Annotated in this window: 12 protein-coding genes; 5 read left to right on the top strand and 7 right to left on the bottom strand. The window is 57.2% G+C overall.

Annotation, left to right across the window (positions count from 1 at the left end):
- Positions 1 to 260 precede the first annotated feature (260 nt).
- On the top strand, positions 261 to 698 hold the full coding sequence (locus tag ACP7B1_RS09790) for a VOC family protein (protein ID WP_346306582.1): 438 nt from the start codon (positions 261 to 263) through the stop codon (positions 696 to 698).
- Here ACP7B1_RS09790 and ACP7B1_RS09785 read toward each other — a convergent pair.
- The 6 genes from ACP7B1_RS09785 to ACP7B1_RS09760 all read right to left on the bottom strand — a co-directional run bounded on the left by ACP7B1_RS09785 (position 691) and on the right by ACP7B1_RS09760 (position 4,230).
- Positions 691 to 1,143 (bottom strand): sigma factor, encoded by a 453-nt coding sequence (locus tag ACP7B1_RS09785; RefSeq protein WP_426136889.1) that lies wholly within the window; start codon positions 1,141 to 1,143, stop codon positions 691 to 693. The two genes, ACP7B1_RS09790 and ACP7B1_RS09785, sit on opposite strands and share 8 nt — an antisense overlap.
- Before the next feature lie 79 nt (positions 1,144 to 1,222).
- Complete coding sequence (locus tag ACP7B1_RS09780; protein ID WP_346306588.1) at positions 1,223 to 1,651, bottom strand: DoxX family protein; 429 nt, start codon at positions 1,649 to 1,651, stop codon at positions 1,223 to 1,225.
- 83 nt (positions 1,652 to 1,734) lie between these two features.
- Entirely contained in the window at positions 1,735 to 2,538 is an 804-nt protein-coding gene (locus ACP7B1_RS09775) for a DNA-binding domain-containing protein (RefSeq protein ID WP_346306583.1), read from the bottom strand.
- Entirely contained in the window at positions 2,522 to 3,412 is an 891-nt protein-coding gene (locus tag ACP7B1_RS09770; RefSeq protein WP_346306584.1) for a DUF692 domain-containing protein, read from the bottom strand. The genes ACP7B1_RS09775 and ACP7B1_RS09770 overlap by 17 nt, the downstream gene beginning before the upstream one ends.
- A gap of 64 nt (positions 3,413 to 3,476) precedes the next feature.
- Positions 3,477 to 3,821 (bottom strand): BufA1 family periplasmic bufferin-type metallophore, encoded by a 345-nt coding sequence (locus ACP7B1_RS09765; protein WP_346306585.1) that lies wholly within the window; start codon positions 3,819 to 3,821, stop codon positions 3,477 to 3,479.
- A gap of 187 nt (positions 3,822 to 4,008) precedes the next feature.
- Complete coding sequence (locus ACP7B1_RS09760) at positions 4,009 to 4,230, bottom strand: GDCCVxC domain-containing (seleno)protein (RefSeq protein ID WP_346306586.1); 222 nt, start codon at positions 4,228 to 4,230, stop codon at positions 4,009 to 4,011.
- 164 nt (positions 4,231 to 4,394) lie between these two features.
- On the opposite strand from ACP7B1_RS09760, the gene ACP7B1_RS09755 reads away from it, so the two are divergent.
- The 4 genes from ACP7B1_RS09755 (at position 4,395) to ACP7B1_RS09740 (ending at position 13,264) form a co-directional block, all read left to right on the top strand.
- A complete protein-coding gene (locus ACP7B1_RS09755) occupies positions 4,395 to 4,796 on the top strand; it encodes a helix-turn-helix domain-containing protein (protein ID WP_346306587.1) in 402 nt (133 codons plus the stop codon).
- Positions 4,797 to 4,877: 81 nt separating this feature from the next.
- The gene (locus tag ACP7B1_RS09750; protein WP_426136888.1) at positions 4,878 to 5,015 is read left to right on the top strand and encodes a Chromate resistance protein ChrB; all 138 of its coding nucleotides are present in this window, start codon (positions 4,878 to 4,880) and stop codon (positions 5,013 to 5,015) included.
- Between the two features lie 707 nt (positions 5,016 to 5,722).
- A complete protein-coding gene (locus tag ACP7B1_RS09745; protein WP_426136887.1) occupies positions 5,723 to 9,223 on the top strand; it encodes a hypothetical protein in 3,501 nt (1,166 codons plus the stop codon).
- A gap of 12 nt (positions 9,224 to 9,235) precedes the next feature.
- Positions 9,236 to 13,264: a hypothetical protein gene (locus tag ACP7B1_RS09740; RefSeq protein WP_346306486.1), complete on the top strand. Its 4,029-nt coding sequence runs from the start codon at positions 9,236 to 9,238 to the stop codon at positions 13,262 to 13,264.
- A 359-nt stretch (positions 13,265 to 13,623) separates the two neighbouring features.
- On the opposite strand, the gene ACP7B1_RS09735 is transcribed toward ACP7B1_RS09740, so the two are convergent.
- Positions 13,624 to 17,406 carry a vitamin B12-dependent ribonucleotide reductase gene (locus ACP7B1_RS09735; RefSeq protein WP_346306485.1) on the bottom strand — a complete coding sequence of 1,261 codons (3,783 nt, stop codon included), beginning with the start codon at positions 17,404 to 17,406 and terminating at the stop codon, positions 13,624 to 13,626.
- Positions 17,407 to 17,801: the final 395 nt, after the last annotated feature.

Here is a 17,801-nt window from a genome sequence, read left to right as displayed (position 1 = left end):
CTGCCATATTTTGAAATCTGGGACCGCTGTTGCTGCCAAGCGGATCGGAATTGGGGGTGACGATCGGGGTCCGTTGCAGATACAAGAAGACAAAGCGAGGGGAAATCCAATCCAAATGCTGAATTCTGATCGTTCCTGTTGATTTCCACGCGGAACTGAGCCGTGCTGGATGCACGAGGTATGTTTCCGCATGAGCCACTGAGCCAGCATAACCCGGTGTGCGCTTGCAAAAGGGGTGCAGTTATCAGTAGATTGGGTGCATGGCACTCAAACGAATGGACAACATAGGAATCGTCGTCGAAGACCTTGAAGAGGCGATTGATTTCTTTCGCGAGCTTGGCCTCGACCTCGAAGGTCGGGCCACGATTGAAGGAGAATGGGCCGGACGTGTCACTGGACTGGGCGATCAGCGGGTCGAGATTGCCATGATGTGTACACCGGACGGCCACAGCCGCCTTGAGCTCTCCCGCTTCCTCACGCCGCCCGTCGTCGCGGATCACCGCAATGCTCCGGTCAACGTTCTAGGCTACCTCCGCGTCATGTTCACCGTGGACGATATCGACGACACGCTTGAAAGGCTCCGCAAGCGCGGCGCGCAGCTTGTAGGCGAAGTCGTCCAGTACAAAGACGCGTATCGGCTCTGCTACATCCGCGGGCCTGAAGGACTTCTCATCGGACTTGCTCAAGAACTCAACTGAGCGAGCGCGTTGCAATTGTGCACGCCAACCATGCCATCACACGAACATTGGCCTTTACGCGGCCCTGACGCCTGAGCCGATCGATAAAACGGCGATTGGCGATCGCGACCAGCCACGGTCCAAATGGCCGTCCGGGATCATAAGTGTGGCGAATGGAATGCACCGTGAGCAAAACATCCTGAACGGCGTCTTCAATGTCGCTTTGATCGCGATGTCGCCGGGCCGCAAGTGAGCGAAGATACGGTGTTATTGCCTCCAACAGCCGAAGATAGGCAGATGCGTCACCATCCTGGGCGCGCGCCATGAGGATCGTCCAATCGAGGTCCGGGATACTCGGCTCAGCGTGGCTGAAATCATGCATTCCGTTATCGCTGTTTCCTACATCGTGCTGTCGTCCGGCGACGATTTTCAATGGCTGAAAGTGGCTGCGCGGTTCCTCGGTCATCGCTGCGCTCCGCATGAAGACGCAACCATTGGAGTGGAACCAATGTGGTTGTCGGGGCTTCGCAGGCGGCGAGGAGACATTAACCGGCACCTCGCACTTTCCCTGCGTGATTGAACCTGTCGAGCAGATGATCGAGCGAAATCTTGCCCGGTCCAAGAGCAATGAGGGCGATCGCCAGGGCTGCCCATGGCAGATGGAAGGTTGCCCAGCCATCCGGTACAACGAGTTGGATCACGGCTGTCATCATCAGGAGGCAGAGGGCGCTGAATCGCGTTGCCAGGCCAAGCACAAGCAGGATCGGGAATGTGATCTCGGCGATCGCGACCAGATGTGCGATCAAGACCGGCGCTGGAAAACCATAGAGACCGCCGAAAATATGAAGTTGGAACTCTTCCTCGAAGAGATAGAGCGTACTTGGTGAAAGCGAAAGAAAGCCGTCCCATCGGGTAAGGCCGGACCGGAAGAAGGGCACGGCGAGCGCGATGCGAAGCATCGGCGGTGCTGTCATCAATGCTACCTGGACGAGCCGCCTGGTGATATTCCGGACGGTCCGCCCGATATCGAAACCGTGGAAGGACGTGCTGACCCCGGTCATGATCGTCCTGCCAGTTTTTGCAATGTCGTGTTGGTCGAGGGGCTGTAGCCGATAAAGACGCCGGTCCTCATAAGTTCTTCCAGGTTGACCGTCAGATCAAAGCCGTGGTCGGCAGCCATTGCGATCTTCAGCGCAGCCAGCACCGACATCCCATCAGCAAGTGCTTGCAGGAAGTCCAAGCCGCCGCTTGCCAGCAACCGGACTTCGACCTCGGCCGCCGGTCGAACGATGAGTACATCCTCACCAAGCGCAAAGTCGACAGGCGCTGGAACTCCGCCGGCAATGTTCATCCGCCAGATCGTAAAGGCCGGGAATTGCGAGCGGACCAAATGCACCGAAGGATGGGGAAGGAGACAGATTTCTGGAAGAGCCTCAGGTGCTATAGCCGCCAGAACCAAAGGATCGAGAGGCGGGGCTTCGGCTGCGTGATATGCCTGCGTCCAGAAATACTCGATGCGGGCGACGTCGCTTAGATAGGGAAGCGTCGCTGCTGGGGCAAAATCCCCTATAAAATCCGGGAAACTGGCGCCATAGTCGAGAAGGATTGGCGAGCCTGGCGGCTCGGCAACCACGTAAGTGCGCGCCATCGCCTGAAAGAATGCCTGACCAACGATGCGGCAAATGGCTGGGAATGTTGCCTGTAAAGTTTCGACCAGACCAGCCACGACATTGTTGCGATAGACCGCAAACCGCCGCGCACTGGGCTCGCCGTCTGGCCCGACAAGGCCGAACGGGGCTGGCCGCTCGGGATCGAGCAACGCGGCCGTGAATTCCTGTTGCCGTTCAGCCAGCCGCAGCATGGTAAAATCCCGTTGGCAGCCCGGCGAACATGATTGCCTCGGCGCGCTCAGCCTCTGCCTTGAGCATGGTCCATGCTGGAATATCCGCGTCCCATTCGATCAGCGTGGGTAAAGGACCGACACGTGTCACCGTATGTTCGAAAAGGCCCCAGACGATCTCGTCGACGGGACGGTCATGGGTATCGATGAGAAGCGGCCGCCCTTTGTCGTCAGCCTCCTTCGCATAGCCTGCCAGATGGATTTCCTGCACATGGGCGAGGGGATAGGCATTGATATAGGCGATGGGGTCCCATTCCTGATTGGTCGACGCGACGTGCACGTTGTTGACATCAAGGAGGAGACCGCAGCCTGTTCGCCGGACAATCTCGGCAATGAAGTCGATCTCGGAATAGGTGCTTTCGGCGAAAGCGAGATAGGTCGACGGGTTCTCCAGCAACATTTGTTGCTGAAGGTTCTCTTGAACCTCATCAATGTGTTCGCAAACGCGGGTGAGTGCCTCGAACGTGTAAGGCACCGGCAGCAGATCGCTCATAAAACCTGCATCGTGCGATGACCATGCCAGATGTTCAGAGAACAGCCCGGGTTGGTAACGTTGAATCAGCTCCCTAACGCGTTTGAGGTGATCTTGATCAAGTGGCCGGTCTGCCCCGATCGACAAACCGACGCCGTGGAGGGACAGTGGATAGCGTTCGCGGATGGCCGAGAGATAGCGGTGCGGTGGACCGCCTGCGCCCATATAGTTTTCCGCATGGACTTCGAAAAAGCCAATATCTGGAGCGGTCTCAACGATTGAGCGGTAATGCTCGGGTTTGAGCCCGACGCCGGCACGCGGCGGAATCAAAGCTTGAGTGGCGGACGGCAACTGATTGTACATGGTGACCTCGTCAGAACCGATTGCCCGGACGAGCGGTGCAAATGCCCGTCCGGTTCAGCCTGTTTCAAACTTTCGGGGTGAGACTTCCCGTGCCCTTCGGTGTATGCATGGTTGTGCACGTACCCTTGGGCTCAAGCTTGAAAGCATTTCCTTGATAGTCGATCGTGCTCGTTCCAGCGCAGGTGGTGCCAGCACCGGCGTAGCAGTCATTATGACCCTTGAGGGCCACACCAAAACATTTTTCCATCTTGCCGGATTTGACTTCTTTTGCGGTCATGTCACGCATCTTCATCATGTCAGCCTTGCTCATTGGCCTCATCTCCTCCGCGCTTGCAGATGTGACGGCAAACGAACCGAGGGCCGCAGCGAACGCGCCGGCGACCAGAGCGGATAGCATGCGATTGGACATTTCTGTTCCTCCGATTATGGGTTGGCGGTGGACGATGTGCTTTTGCCCAGCGGGGCCATCGCGGCTCGTCTGATAGGAAGTTCGCGCGGCGGGCAAAAAGGTTACTGCCAAATCAAACAAACAGTCTTTTTATCAATGTTCGATATCGGGCGCTCTCAGCCGGTGCCAACACGATCAACAGCATTCCTCATATGCGAAGTGGCGTGTTTTGTGCCCTGCGTGTCTCTTGAATCGGCGGGCACGGCACATCACCGTAGGAGCAGAAGACGCAGCAATCGCCCTCGTTAGGTTTGAGCAGCGTTCCACAGCCCGCGCATTCGTAGAAGTATTGGCAAGCATCAGCGGGCATTGTCTCGGATGCTCGATGTCCACAAAGCGGGCAGGTAAGGGTCGAGATGACGTGTGTCATGGTGATTGTCCTAGCTTGAGTAATCGGATGCGCCAGTCTTGGATCATACCGAGCTTCTCACTCCCTCCCTGAAGCAGGTAAGCGCCAGTCATGGCTGCTTTCCTTGCAAGATAGGTGTATTCTGAACCCTGTAGCCACTACAGGCTCAAGAGGAAACAGAGGCCATGCGTGATCTGACGATCGGCAAAATCGCACGAGCAACAGGCGTCCATCTGGAAACGGTCCGTTATTACGAGCGTATCGGCCTGATGCCTGAGCCTGTACGGACGGCCGGTGGCTATCGCAGCTATGGTTCCGAGCATGTGCGGCGGCTGTCATTCATCCGACGAGCACGTGAACTCGGCTTTGGGATCAAAGATATCAAGGCACTTCTTGCCCTGGTGCAGCCGAGCGAGGTGTCCTGCGCCACAGTCAAAACACTGACCTCGGCCCATCTTGATGATGTGCGAGCCAAGATTTCCGATCTCCGCAGACTGGAAAGCATCCTCGCCCGAACGGTCGATCAATGTGCGGGCGGCGTGTCTCCGACTTGCCCCGTTTTGGACATGCTTAATCACACAAACTAGATGCCGATTATGTGCGCGTATTATCAGGACAAGTTTGGCAAGCAATAAGAGCGCGGTTAATACAATTGCTCCCAATCTGCTTTGCCTTACGCTGCATTTGACAAGTTCACCTATGCCGAACTTGAAGAAAACGACGATGACCTTGAGAAGCTTCGCACCTTGGTTGGCAAGATAAAGGCGCTCGGCTTTTACCAATCCCATAGGGGGCGGACGCGATGAACAAGCGCAATGAGTGCGAAGCTCGGCTCGAATCCTTCGCCCAACAGGGGGGTGCCGTGCAGGATGAGAACAAGCCTACCTCTGGATACCAATCGTAATAATGCACACCGGGGAAATTGCCAGTCACCCGCCCGGTCAGGATCTTCCTGGTGTACCGTGGCGGGTTGACTGCGTCTTTTAGCGACGTTGAAGAAGGTCTCAGGTTATAAGATTCATTAATCTGAGCTTCATTTTTAGGGCTCTCAACCCTTGGGCAACCCGTTTTCTCAGGAAATGGGTTTTCCGCTAAGCCTTTGACTTTGCTGGTGCGGGAACGGAACTCTGGCTCCTAAAGCCAGAACCTTGGGTCTCCCACCAACTAGATCCTTATTTTATGATTATCGACCCAACCCGGAAGCAGAGGCTGGCTGCAGCATAAAAGGTTTATATAAACACCGTCAGTGAGGGGTAGTATTCAGTGAATAGACGGTGACCAACGTGATGCGCGCGACGACCGATCGATTGTTTCACTGCGTTCAGAAGTAAAACTTGGCGCCCGGTCAATCCTTCTATGTTTGGTCAATTAACTCTATGCGCCGTGGCATGTATTGACGTTTGACTATTCCGCAAATGGCTTAGCCAATATTTCTTAGCGTTTTCTGTATGGATAACTTGAAGAAAAGAGCGCATGTTTACGCCGGCAGAACCTCCAAGGGGGGAGAGTTTCAATGGCTAATCAAATCAGAACAGTAAAACTGGTGGAGAGCAATTCTTGGTTGCTTGGTGCTCGTGAATTGAACCCCATCCTCGCTGGGTTTATTCCGGGATTGATTGATCCAGTGCCAATTCAATTGCGTTTTTGGCGGGCGGATGATCTCGTTATATTGACGCTCAAGCTTTATAATCTTGCAATTACAAGCGCAGCAGGCGGACGTAGAATTGCGCCGCTTGATGGCAAAAAGCCTGCTTTTCTCGCCGTGTGCCATCAACCGCAAGCATTTGCGGAAGAAGTATTTGCGGATGTATCGCTTGATGAGACACCAAGCGCGCTCGCACCGAATGATCTGCCAGCGGCGCTCCGGTTGGCAGGACGGAGCCGGGTTGTCTATCAATTCCCGAGCGGAACCAGCGACTGGGATGCCTCGGCTGCCGGATTTCTCGATGCCATGACGTCCTGGCCGCTTGCACGCGTGCCGCTCAGCCCGCCGCGTCTCTCCTTTCTGTCTCCATCGTACCGGGACGTGCTCTCTTCATTGGCTGCAATAAGTCGAACTGCTCCCATCATGCAGGCAAAACCCGATTTTGCCATCAATATCGCGCGCACGGTGCGTCGTGCCGCTCAGAACGCTGAGGCTCTTACAACGCAATCTGTACGCGAGGCGGCGCTGCAGGTCGGTGCTGTTGTCGAGAGCCTGCTATCCGGCCGGGGTATCCGTGCATCCGACGTTCAACAGGCACAGCATGCGGCGGAGTTGCAACTCGTGGATGCTTTCGCAGAACGTTTTGCGGGTTCGAACGATGTCGGTTCCCTGGTCGGAGTCATTCCCGGGCTATTGCTTCTCTTCTATCCCAGGCAGCCCGCTTACAATCAGACGGCGCTCGAAATTCCCTATCGGCTGTTGTTGTCGCCGATAGAGGATGATGTTGGCTTCTCTCATGCGCAAAGTCCCGTTGTCAGGGGCGAGAAAAACCGGCGTGTCGAACTGTGGCACAGCCGGCTTGGCGTGACCCAGGGGGCAAAGCGCGTTGATGCGACGGAAGCCCCCATTTCAATCTCTGCGATCTGGAGCCCTGATTTCCCGAACCCTTCTGCTAGCGAGCCGCCTTTTCAGATGTCGCTCTCGGGAGGTGATCGCGCAGACCTTGTTCGGCTGACGGCCGACGAAACAGCTTTGTTGCCCATTTCGAGAAAACCTTATCAACCCATTCCTGCTTCTGCCCATCGCTTGATGCTCACGTCGCTTGGCGGATGGCTGGATGTGGACGGAACCTGGATGACGCGGCCTGTCGGACCGAACGGGTTGCCGCTTTCGCTCATCAAGTGGGTGCACCATGCTGCGATGGGGCGCGACTATGCCGTCGAAGTCCTGCGCGTGGGAATGCTGATGCCGCTTGGGCATCGTGCTTCGGTGTTGAAGATTACCGAGCGCAGATTTCAAACGGGCCCTGACGGTGGCCGTATCGCCGTGCTTCGCCAGAGACTGCGCATTCTGTTGATCGAATCCGTTCGGGCATATCCCCTGCCGGGGCAGCCTCACGCTGGACGGGATTTCCCATTCACGTCTGTTGAAATCCTCACCAAACAGACTCCGAATCTCGCGCCCCCTTCGGACCAGGAGGATTTTTGGCCCCAGATTGTGGTCGCTCCCGGGAAACAAGAGGATTTCCGTTTTACAATCAAGGCGGTGGATCTGGGAGGGAACGTTGCCCGCTTTGATCTACCGCTTCACTTCGTTTCCGAAGCCAAGCCAACTGCTGGCGCAGCAGGTCAATACAATGGCCCCGACCAAGCGGTTCCCGGCCGGACGTCGGCCGATCTGCAGAAACAATTGTTGCAACTGGCACCTGGTCCCGGGGCGGTTACTTTTCCGATTGATGAACTGCATTTCCGCGTGAAAGACGTGCCCGGCTGGAAAGGTGGCAACGGTCCACGTTGCTATCCCCTGATTGCGACCGTGCGTCTTCAGTCCACCGAAATCGCGCAAATGACCGGCGGTGAAGGGCTTGGAAACTTCGAGTATGCCGATCACTATCTGGGTGCAGGATTTGGCGGCTCCAATGCCGGGAAACTGTTCCTTGCAGCCAAAGACATGTCGTTGGTTGCAGATCTTGGCGGCGGCGGAAGATCGGACAAATCCGGTGGCTTCGTCCAGCCGACCTTCGGGGTTGTCGGCCTGTCCCAGGAGTTTGGACATGTCGGAGGCACAGCGACGGGAGACTCCGCGACATTTGCCGGCGGCAGTTTTCAGCCGGACAAATGGTTTCCCTCAGCCAAAATCTTTGGCGGCATCGATCTGAAGGATCTGCTCGTGCCGCTGGTCATGAGTGAGGCCAGCCATATTCCACAACTCAAAACAACACGCACGAAGGAACAGGTTGAAACCAGCTTCGAGCACCATGTCGCAACGCTTCCCGACAAGGTCCTTGTCTTGAAGATGAATCAACGCGGCACATCCACCTTTGACGTCAAGGCGGCCACGATAACCTATCTGCAAGTCGCAAAACCCAAACCTGCGGCAGATCAGGTGGGTTCGGGGCCAGGCAGTTACGCCCGCGACGCCGGGTTGAAGGACCCCGAGGCCTCCGTTGAAGCCAAGCTCACATGGTTCAAGTTCGACTTTTTCGGAGCGATCATCGTCAGCTTCGATTCGTTCAGCTTCAAGGCGGGCACCGCGAAGGGAATGGAACCTGATCCCAAGCTGGCTGGTACCGATCCAATCATGTTCGGCGGCCCGCTCGCTTTTCTTGAAACGCTGCGCCGATCCGCGTTTGGCGGTTCCTCATCCGGAGGTGGAGGCGGTGGTGGTGGTGGCGGCGGTGGCGGTGGAAGCGGCTCTTCCAAACCCGGTTTTGGTTTTAAACCAATCATAAAGCTTGAGAATGGCGGCTTGACGGTTGGCGGCAAATTTGGTGTTCCGAGCGTCGTACTGGGTGTTTTCACACTCAAGAACATCATGATTTTTGCGGCGATTCAGTTGCCGTTCGACGGCCGTCCGCTCGTTTTCAAATTCGGTTTTGCCGAAAGGCAGAATCCGTTTCAGTTGACGGTCGCTCTTTTTGGCGGCGGCGGTTTTGTCATGCTCGGGATGACCTCCAAAGGTATTCAGGAAATCGAGGCTGCACTGGAATTTGGCGCTTTTGCTGAACTTGATTTCGGCATTGCCTCCGGTGGCATCTATGTGAAAGGCGGTTTGTACTTCCACTGGAACGAGCCCGATCGGCTTACGGTGTTCAAGGGCTATGTTGAAATGGGCGGAGAGGTGCAGGCCTTGGGCCTTATCTCCGTGTCGATCATCCTCAACTTGTCCCTTGGATATTACAAGCAAGGCACCACGTCCGTGGTCAAGGGACAGGCCGTTTTGACCGTCGAAGTTGATATTGCATTCTTTTCCGTCAGTGCGAGCGTCGTTGTTGAACGCAGTTTTGCGGGCTCAGAATCGGATCCGCGTTTCATAGACTTCGTACCTACCCCTGCTGTTTGGCACGATTATGCCAACGCTTTTGCCTGAGGAGGTCCCAAAATGGTCGATCGCACACAACAGTTGATCTGGACGGCGCTTCCAAACGGCACCACGGCGGATCGCAAGAGCCTGCGCCTGTCCGTGCTCGTATCTCCCCGCCTTGTGACGACAGCAACGCCCGGAGAACCATTGAAGCTGTTTCCTGATTTTCTGGATTGGGCCGCGCGGGTTGCGGCCGCAAAACTCGCTGTACGATTTAACGGCAACATTACCGATGCCGTCTTCGAGACGTTGCCGGACGTCAATGTGCAGCGACGCCTGTTTGATGAGAAGACATTCGTTCGTGCTCATCAGTTTGAGGACCGTCAGAATACGAGCGTTTTAACGTCACCTGCCGTGGCGCTCGCAAAGGATATTGCCGAGATTTATGGCACGATGGCCGTGAAATGCGAAGATGAACTCCCCTCGCGTCTTTCATGGTTCGGGCTGCTTGAAGGTATAGGGGGTAAAGGTGAACCGCGCGCGGCCGACGTTTTCAGGCTATTGCGGTCTCGCCGCCGCGAGCGAACCCCGGCGAACCGATCTCCACTGAACGGTACGCGGTCGGGGCGCTTTGCCTTGGCCAACGCGTATAACACGCCACTATCCGGACTGCGGACAGACACGAGATTGAAGGCCGGACCAGACGATCCCCGCGAGGACGTTTCTTGGCAGACCCATGATTTGGTTCCTCTGCCAGACCCTCGTGCTTTCCGGGAGGATATTGATTTCCACCGTATCGTCTCCCTTCTGTCGCATCATCCCAGGCTTCTGCGCGCGAGCGGTTTTCGGCTTGATCTCTTGCTGCCGCGCGATGTTTTCCCAAGGGATGTCGACGACCAGCTGGAGCTGATTGTCGATTGGAAAAAAACCAATTCGGTCAGCACATTGCCCGACATCTTTCCCGCCACGCGTACAATCTTGCACGATGACCGTTTCAGGCCAGCGCCGCGTCCTGCGGGCACCCCCATGGTCAGTGACGGATACGTGTTGCTTGGGGACAGCAGCCTTGTTGAAGTGGATGTCAATGGATCGGCGCTCAAGGTTCGGCAGTTCGCCATCAACATCGCCAATACTGATCGGCGCGAACTGGAGATTGGCAACCAGTCACTCGACGGCCGGGATCCGGTCGCACCCGAGCCCGACAGGGCCGGCGCACCGGCACTGCGGTCAGGCGGTGTTGTTCTTGCGAGTGATGGAACGGGCTATGCGCTTGAGGAGGCTTTCGATCGGTCCGCCAAAATACAGAGCCAGCTTGCGACCAACCAACCCATTGTGCTGTTTCAGGAAGATTTGTTGCGTGGCGTACGGGCCGACGTATCGACGGGAGGAGGGGCTTGGCGCTCACTCTGCCGGCGCGTCAGCACCTATCGCTTTCTCGTTGACAACTCCACATTGCAGGTTGCCGATGAGGAGGGAAATGTGCGCTTGGCCGCATCGGGATCTGCAGACGGTTCGGAGCCTGATCTGTTGAAGGTCGATGCGGCGATACTTAGCTGGGATGGTTGGAGCCTGACAGCGCCGCGTCCTGGCCGTGCAATTGATCCTGCCGATAAGGTTGGTGATCCGGAAAGCCTTGTGCCGCCCGGCTTGCCGTTGGAGGTTGACCATGTTGCCACGGCAAGGTCTTTGCCGTCATTACGGTTCGGTCAAAGCTATCAGGTCAGGATGCGTACTGTCGATCTTGCCGGCAATGCGCGCCCGCTGGACGAGAATGCAACGAGATTGACCGGTGTCGAAACTCCGCCAACGGTTTATTATAGGTTCGAGCCGGTCGAGGCTCCGAACTTTGCGTTGGTTGGCGCACCGGATCTGCTTCCACCGTTACACGGAGAGAGCCTTCAGGTTGCGGCGATCAGAACCTTCAATGTGACAGAGGGCGACAATACGGTACCAACCGCCGACGTGGCCTCCCGCCATGTTGTGCCGCCGTCGGGCTCTCAACGCATGGCAGAGTTGCATGGCATGCTGGATACGGGTGGCCGGTTGGATCCGGTATCATACAATCTTCTTGTCGCTCGCGATGGCGAGCTTGCTACTCTTGCCGCAGATGCGAGCGAGCAAAGATTCCCCGTCGCCGAAGCGGTGTTTACGCTGCCGTTTCTGCCGGACCCGCTGTCCCGTGTCTGCCGCGTGCGCATCGCGGGCTATGGTGACGGCAGCACGGAAACGTTGGAGGTTCCCTTTTATTCGCCTGGATCGGCTTGGCCGGATGCCAGCTCTTTTCGGATAGCGATCGGCGAGGGGCCCCGTGGTTCAAATTTTGATCCTGCCCAGCGGATATTGTTCGTCCCGTTGGAGAAAGGCGAACATGTGCGCGTGCGCCTCAGCCATGCACTCGAACGCAAGGATCTTGCTCTGCTGGGTATTTATCAGTGGGGAATCGAGCGCGCAAAGCCTGATCAACAGCTGGCATTGGAAGAGCGCGCGGTTGAAGGGCGACACTGGATGTTAACGCCGTGGCGCGATCTGGACCTCGTTCATGCCGTCCAGAAACCGCTTGTGCGCCCCGCGATAGAGTCTCTGGTGATCGGTCGGGCAATTGGCAAGACGGCGTGTGCCATTGGATTTGCAACGCCCGTTGACAGCCTCAGCACGGAGAAGCTGGATCTTTCCGGTCACTGGCTTGATCCGGTCGATGACGTGACAGAGCCATTGCCGCGTTGGCATGTCGGTGGTGGCCATGCCGCTGAACTCAAGCTTGCACGGCTGGAGGCACCCGGCAGGTCACCTCCAGGGCACCGCGTTTTTCTGAAAGATGAAGTTGCGCACACTTTCCCCGACACACGTTATCGCCGTGTCGGGTACACCCTTGCTGCAACAACACGCTTTGCACAGTTCATGCCGGAAGCGCTTCGCGAACCAACGCATGCCGCCGATCTGATCGTAACGTCCGACGAAGTGATCGGTTTCGTACCGAACAGTGCGCCACCGCCAGCCCCCGATATTGTCTATGTTATCCCGACTTTTGGCTGGACCCGGGCAACCGAGGGCAATGAGCAACGCAGTTACCGGGATGGCGGCGGATTGCGCGTCTATTTGAGGCGGCCCTGGCTGGTAACCGGTGCAATGGAGATGCTTGGTGTGATCTTGCCTCCCGCAGGAATGGCTGCAGCGGAGGTTGATACGAAACTTGGAGGTTTTGTGACGCGTTGGGGCGGTGATCCAACTGCCGAAAACAACAGCTTGGCAGATGGATCACCAGCTCGCAGCCGGTTTCCGGCAGCGGTTTATCAAGGCCCGATCGCACCGGATCGTCTTGATCCGATATTTCCGAAATCGGAGGGTGAACTGCCAGCCGCACAACTCCCGGTCACACAACTGCCTATGCCGGGCACCCCGACAGACGTACGCGTGGAGGTTGCTCCGCATTTGGTGGGTTTTGACGCGGAGCGTCAACTTTGGTTCGCCGACATCGTCCTTGATCCCGGGCTCAGCTACATGCCTTTCATTCGGCTGGCGCTCGCACGGTATCAACCGATCTCTGCTCCCGGGGCGCATCTGTCGCCATCCGCCATTGCAGAGATCGTCCAGCTTACCAATGATCGTTTGGCAACCCTGGTTCGCAAGGATCCGCTCCATTATCGCGTTGGATTGTTCGGAATTCCCTTTGTCGGCATCTTTCAGAAGTTCGGCGTGCGACGCCGGCAGGCTCGTTCTCAAATCGAGGTTCTTGTCGAACGCCTGGAAAAAGCTGGAGACGAAGATTTCGGTTGGGAGCCGCTGCAAGGCGCTCAGGTGGTCAAGGTGTCTCAGCGCCAGCGCACTAAGGTCGTGAGCCGCAAGCTCACGGCGTCTGCTGAAACCCTGCGTCAGCAGAGGGATTTTCTGCAGTTGACAGCAAGCGGCAACCTGTTGTCGGGACTCCTCATGCCGGAGATCGCAAGCTATGACGTCATTCTGCCCCGCGCTGCAAAAGATGGCGAACGCTTCCGGCTTGTGATTGCCGAGCGCGAACCACGTCCCACCGATCAAGACGAGGCAATTGGTGACAATGGAGCGCGCGAATATCGGATCGTCTATCTCGAGATGTTCGCACTTCGGACCTAATTCCCGGATGCTAGGCGAAAACGGCAGTTGAACAGACGCAGTACGGATTTGACAGGACGAGAAGAGGACGGGGCGGGAGACCAGCCAAAGTTGGCGCAATCGCCGACAGTCAGCAAGCAATGTCATTGCGAGCAATTGGACGTTCGGAAACATTCAGCAGTGTGTTTGCATTTCTCTTAGTTCGGACAACTGCCGATTCAGACCACGTTCTGAACTTCGGTTTTGGGTTCCCCAACCCTTGGGAAACCCGTTTTCTCCGGAAATATTCTTTCCGCTAAGCCTTTGACTTCGTTGGTAGGAGAACGCAACATTGGGTCCTAAATACAGAACTTTGAGTCTCCCACCACCAACCAGCTGGTTTAGCTGCAGCCGGACGTGCTTCCGCATGTATCGCACTTCAGGCAGGTGCCGTTGCGCACCATGGTGAAGTTTGAGCATTCCGAGCAGCTGTCGCCGGTATAGCCCTGCATCATCGACTTGATGCGGCGGTCGGACATCACCTTCTTTGCTTCGGCCTTGGCTTCTTCCGCCGCGGCTTCGGCGCTGGCATCCCCAAACAGGGCGGAGGCAGCGGATGTGTCTTCTTCCAGCTGGTCCTTGGCGCGTTCCTCATAGTCACGCTTGAAGCCCGTGGCCTCGTCCTGCGCCTGGGCAATGACCGGCTTGGTCGCGATGGCAACCGCGGAGCGGGTCGCAAGGGCCGTGACGTTCGACGCCATGACGGCCTTCGGTGCACCCGAGCCGAAACCCTTGGGATCGGGCGCGCCGGGGCTGACCATCTTCAGGACGGCGCCGCGGGTCAGACCCTTGGACACCGGCTCGGTCTTGCCTTCGGAAATGCCGCGGCCAAGCGACGTGTTGGAGAAGTCGGACTGATCGACATGGGCAAGATCGTGGCGGTCGAGATAGGAGACAGCCAGCTCACGGAACACATAGTCGAGGATCGACGTGGCGTTCTTGATCGCGTCATTGCCCTGAACCATGCCGGCCGGTTCGAACTTGGTGAAGGTGAATGCCTCCACATATTCTTCCAGCGGCACGCCATATTGCAGGCCGAGCGAGATGGCGATGGCAAAATTGTTCATCATCGCCCGGAAGGCAGCGCCTTCCTTGTGCATGTCGATGAAGATCTCGCCGAGACGGCCATCATCGAACTCACCGGTGCGCAGATAGACCTTGTGGCCGCCGACGACGGCTTTCTGGGTGTAACCCTTGCGGCGGTTCGGCAGTTTCTCGCGGTCGTGGATATATTTCTCGACGATGCGCTCGACGATCTTTTCGGTGACCTGCACCGCGCGGGCGGCGGCAGGCGCCTCGATCAGCGCCTCGATGGCATCGTCCTCGTCGTCATCCACGTCGGCGAGCAGCGAGGAGTTCAGCGGCTGCGACAGTTTCGAACTATCGCGATAGAGCGCATTGGCCTTCAGCGCCAGTTTCCATGACAGCATGTAGGCGGACTTGCAGTCGTCCACGGTCGCTTCATTGGCCATGTTGATCGTCTTGGAGATCGCGCCGGAGATGAAGGGCTGGGCGGCGGCCATCATGCGGATGTGGCTGTCCACCGAGAGATAGCGCTTGCCGATCTTGCCGCACGGATTGGCGCAATCGAAAACCGGATAATGCTCTTCCTTCAGGAAGGGCGCGCCTTCCAGTGTCATCGCACCGCAGATGTGGATGTTGGCGGCTTCGATTTCCTTCTTGGAGAAGCCGAGTGCCGGCAGCATCTCGAAGGAGAAATCGTTGAGCTGTTCATCGGTGAAACCAAGAACCTTCTTGGCGAAGTCTTCGCCGACCGTCCATTTGTTGACTGCAAACTTGATGTCGAAGGCCGACTTCAACGCCGTGTTCAGCGTGGCGATGATCTCGTCCGTAAAGCCCTTGGCCTTCAGTGAACCCGGGTTGATGGCGGGTGCCTGGTTGAGATTGCCGTGACCGACGGCATAGGCTTCGATTTCAGCAATCTGGCTTTCGGAATAACCGAGCGTGCGCAAGGCTTCCGGCACGGCGCGGTTGATGATCTTGAAGTAACCGCCACCGGCGAGCTTCTTGAACTTGACCAGAGCGAAATCCGGCTCGATGCCCGTGGTATCGCAGTCCATGACGAGACCGATCGTGCCGGTCGGCGCGATGACGGTGGCCTGCGCATTGCGGTAGCCATGCTTTTCGCCGAGTTCCAGCGCCTTGTCCCAGGCCGAACGGGCATGGGCGATCAGGTCCTGGTCCGGGCAGTCGGAAGCAATCAGCGCAACCGGGTTGACGGCGAGGCCCTCATAACCCTGGGTTTCGCCATGGGCAGCGCGGCGATGGTTGCGGATGACGCGCAGCATGTTGGCGGCGTTCGGCGCATAGCCGTTGAAAGCACCCAGCTCCTTGGCCATTTCGGCCGAGGTCGCATAGGAAATGCCGGTCATGATGGCGGTGAGGGCACCGCCAATGGCGCGGCCTTCGGCGCTGTCATAGGGGATGCCCGAGGTCATCAGCAGGCCGCCGATATTGGCGTAGCCGAGACCGAGCGTGCGATATTCATAGGAGAGGCGGGCGATTTCCTTGGACGGAAACTGCGCCATCATCACGGAGATTTCGAGGACGATAGTCCACAGGCGGGCCGTGTGCTCATAACCCGTCACGTCGAACTTGCCGTCCTTGCCGCGATAGGTGAGGAGGTTGATCGATGCGAGGTTGCAGGCCGTGTCGTCGAGGAACATGTATTCCGAGCACGGATTGGAGGCGCGGATCGGGCCGGCCGCCGGGCAGGTGTGCCAGTCGTTCATCGTGGTGTTGAAATGCAGGCCCGGATCGGCGGACGCCCAGGCGGCGTAACCGATCTTTTCCCAGAGGTCGCGGGCTTTCAGGGTTTTCATGACCTTGCCGTCCTTGCGGGCGGTCAGGCTCCAGTCGCCATCGTTTTCGACGGCGCGCAGGAATTCATCCTTGAGCGACACGGAATTGTTGGAATTCTGGCCGGCAACGGTGAGATAGGCTTCCGAATCCCAGTCGGTATCGTAGGTCTTGAAATCGATATCCGTGTAGCCCTGCTTGGCGAACTGGATAACCCGGTAAATGTAGTTTTCCGGAACCTGGTTCTTCTTGGCCGCCTTGATCTCGCGCTTCAGCGCCGGGTTTTTGGCGGGTTCGTAGCAATCGCCATTGTCGGCCTCGCAATTCACGCAGGCCTTCATGATGGCAGCCAGATGCTGCTTGACGATCTTGGAACCGGTGACGAGGGCGGCAACCTTCTGCTCTTCCTTCACCTTCCAGTCGATATATTCCTCGATATCGGGGTGATCAACATCAACCACCACCATCTTGGCGGCGCGGCGGGTCGTGCCGCCTGACTTGATGGCGCCGGCAGCGCGGTCACCGATCTTGAGGAAGGACATCAGGCCGGAGGAGCGTCCGCCGCCGGAAAGCTTTTCGCCTTCGCCGCGCAGGAACGAGAAATTGGAGCCGGTGCCGGAGCCGTACTTGAACAGGCGGGCTTCGCGAACCCACAGGTCCATGATGCCGCCTTCATTGACCAGATCGTCGGCGACGGACTGGATGAAGCAGGCATGCGGCTGCGGATGTTCATAGGACGATTTTGACTTCGTCAGCTTGCCGGTATCCGGGTCCACGTAATAGTGGCCCTGGCCGGGGCCGTCGATGCCATAGGCCCAATGCAGGCCTGTGTTGAACCATTGCGGGGAATTGGGGGCGACGCGCTGGGTGGCGAGCATGTAGGCGAGCTCATCGCGGAAGGCGAGGGCGTCTTTTTCCGAATCGAAATACTTGCCCTTCCAGCCCCAGTAGGTCCAGGTACCGGCAAGGCGATCGAAAACCTGACGCGCATCCATTTCCGAGCCATAGCGTGCGTCGGCCGGCAGCGCTGCCAAAGCTTCCTCATCGGCAACCGAACGCCACAGCCATGAAGGGACGGAATTTTCCTCAACCTTCTTCAGCTTCGCCGGTACGCCTGCCTTACGGAAATATTTCTGCGCGAGAATGTCAGCCGCAACCTGACTGAACTGGGCCGGCACATCGATATTCTCCAGACGGAACACAACAGAGCCGTCGGGATTCTTGATCTCGCTCGTCGCTACGCGGAATTCGATGTCCGCATAGGCTGATTGATTCTCTTTGGTAAAACGCCGTTCGATCCGCATCTGCTTCGTCCTTGTCTCTATATATAGTGTTCGTTGGGCGCCATGTGAAGAGCTGCGCGCATCAAGAACACAAACCCGCCCTATCCGGATTCAGTCCCTGAATCCGGTGCTGTCGCCGCGACCTGTCCTCGATGCGGTTTTCACCGCTTCAGTCCTGGGCCCGGCGGCCCTTTTTTGACGCCTGTTTTGTGACTCGCCCCAAATGAGAATGTCACATTATCTGGTGTTAAACGTACCTGTAAACACTAAATATTGTGTTAAGACACCATTTACCCAACAAATATTTCTCTGTGCACTATGGTATTCTTCCGGCTGCAGACACAGGTCGCCACCGGCTTGCGCCATAGGGTGCAAGCTGTGAAAAACACTGCATAAACTGGGAAAAAGACCGGTCA

Source organism: Phyllobacterium sp. SL163, assembly GCF_049896885.1.
In the GTDB taxonomy this organism is placed as follows: domain Bacteria; phylum Pseudomonadota; class Alphaproteobacteria; order Rhizobiales; family Rhizobiaceae; genus Phyllobacterium; species Phyllobacterium calauticae.
This window is presented reverse-complemented; position numbering and strand designations above follow the sequence as displayed.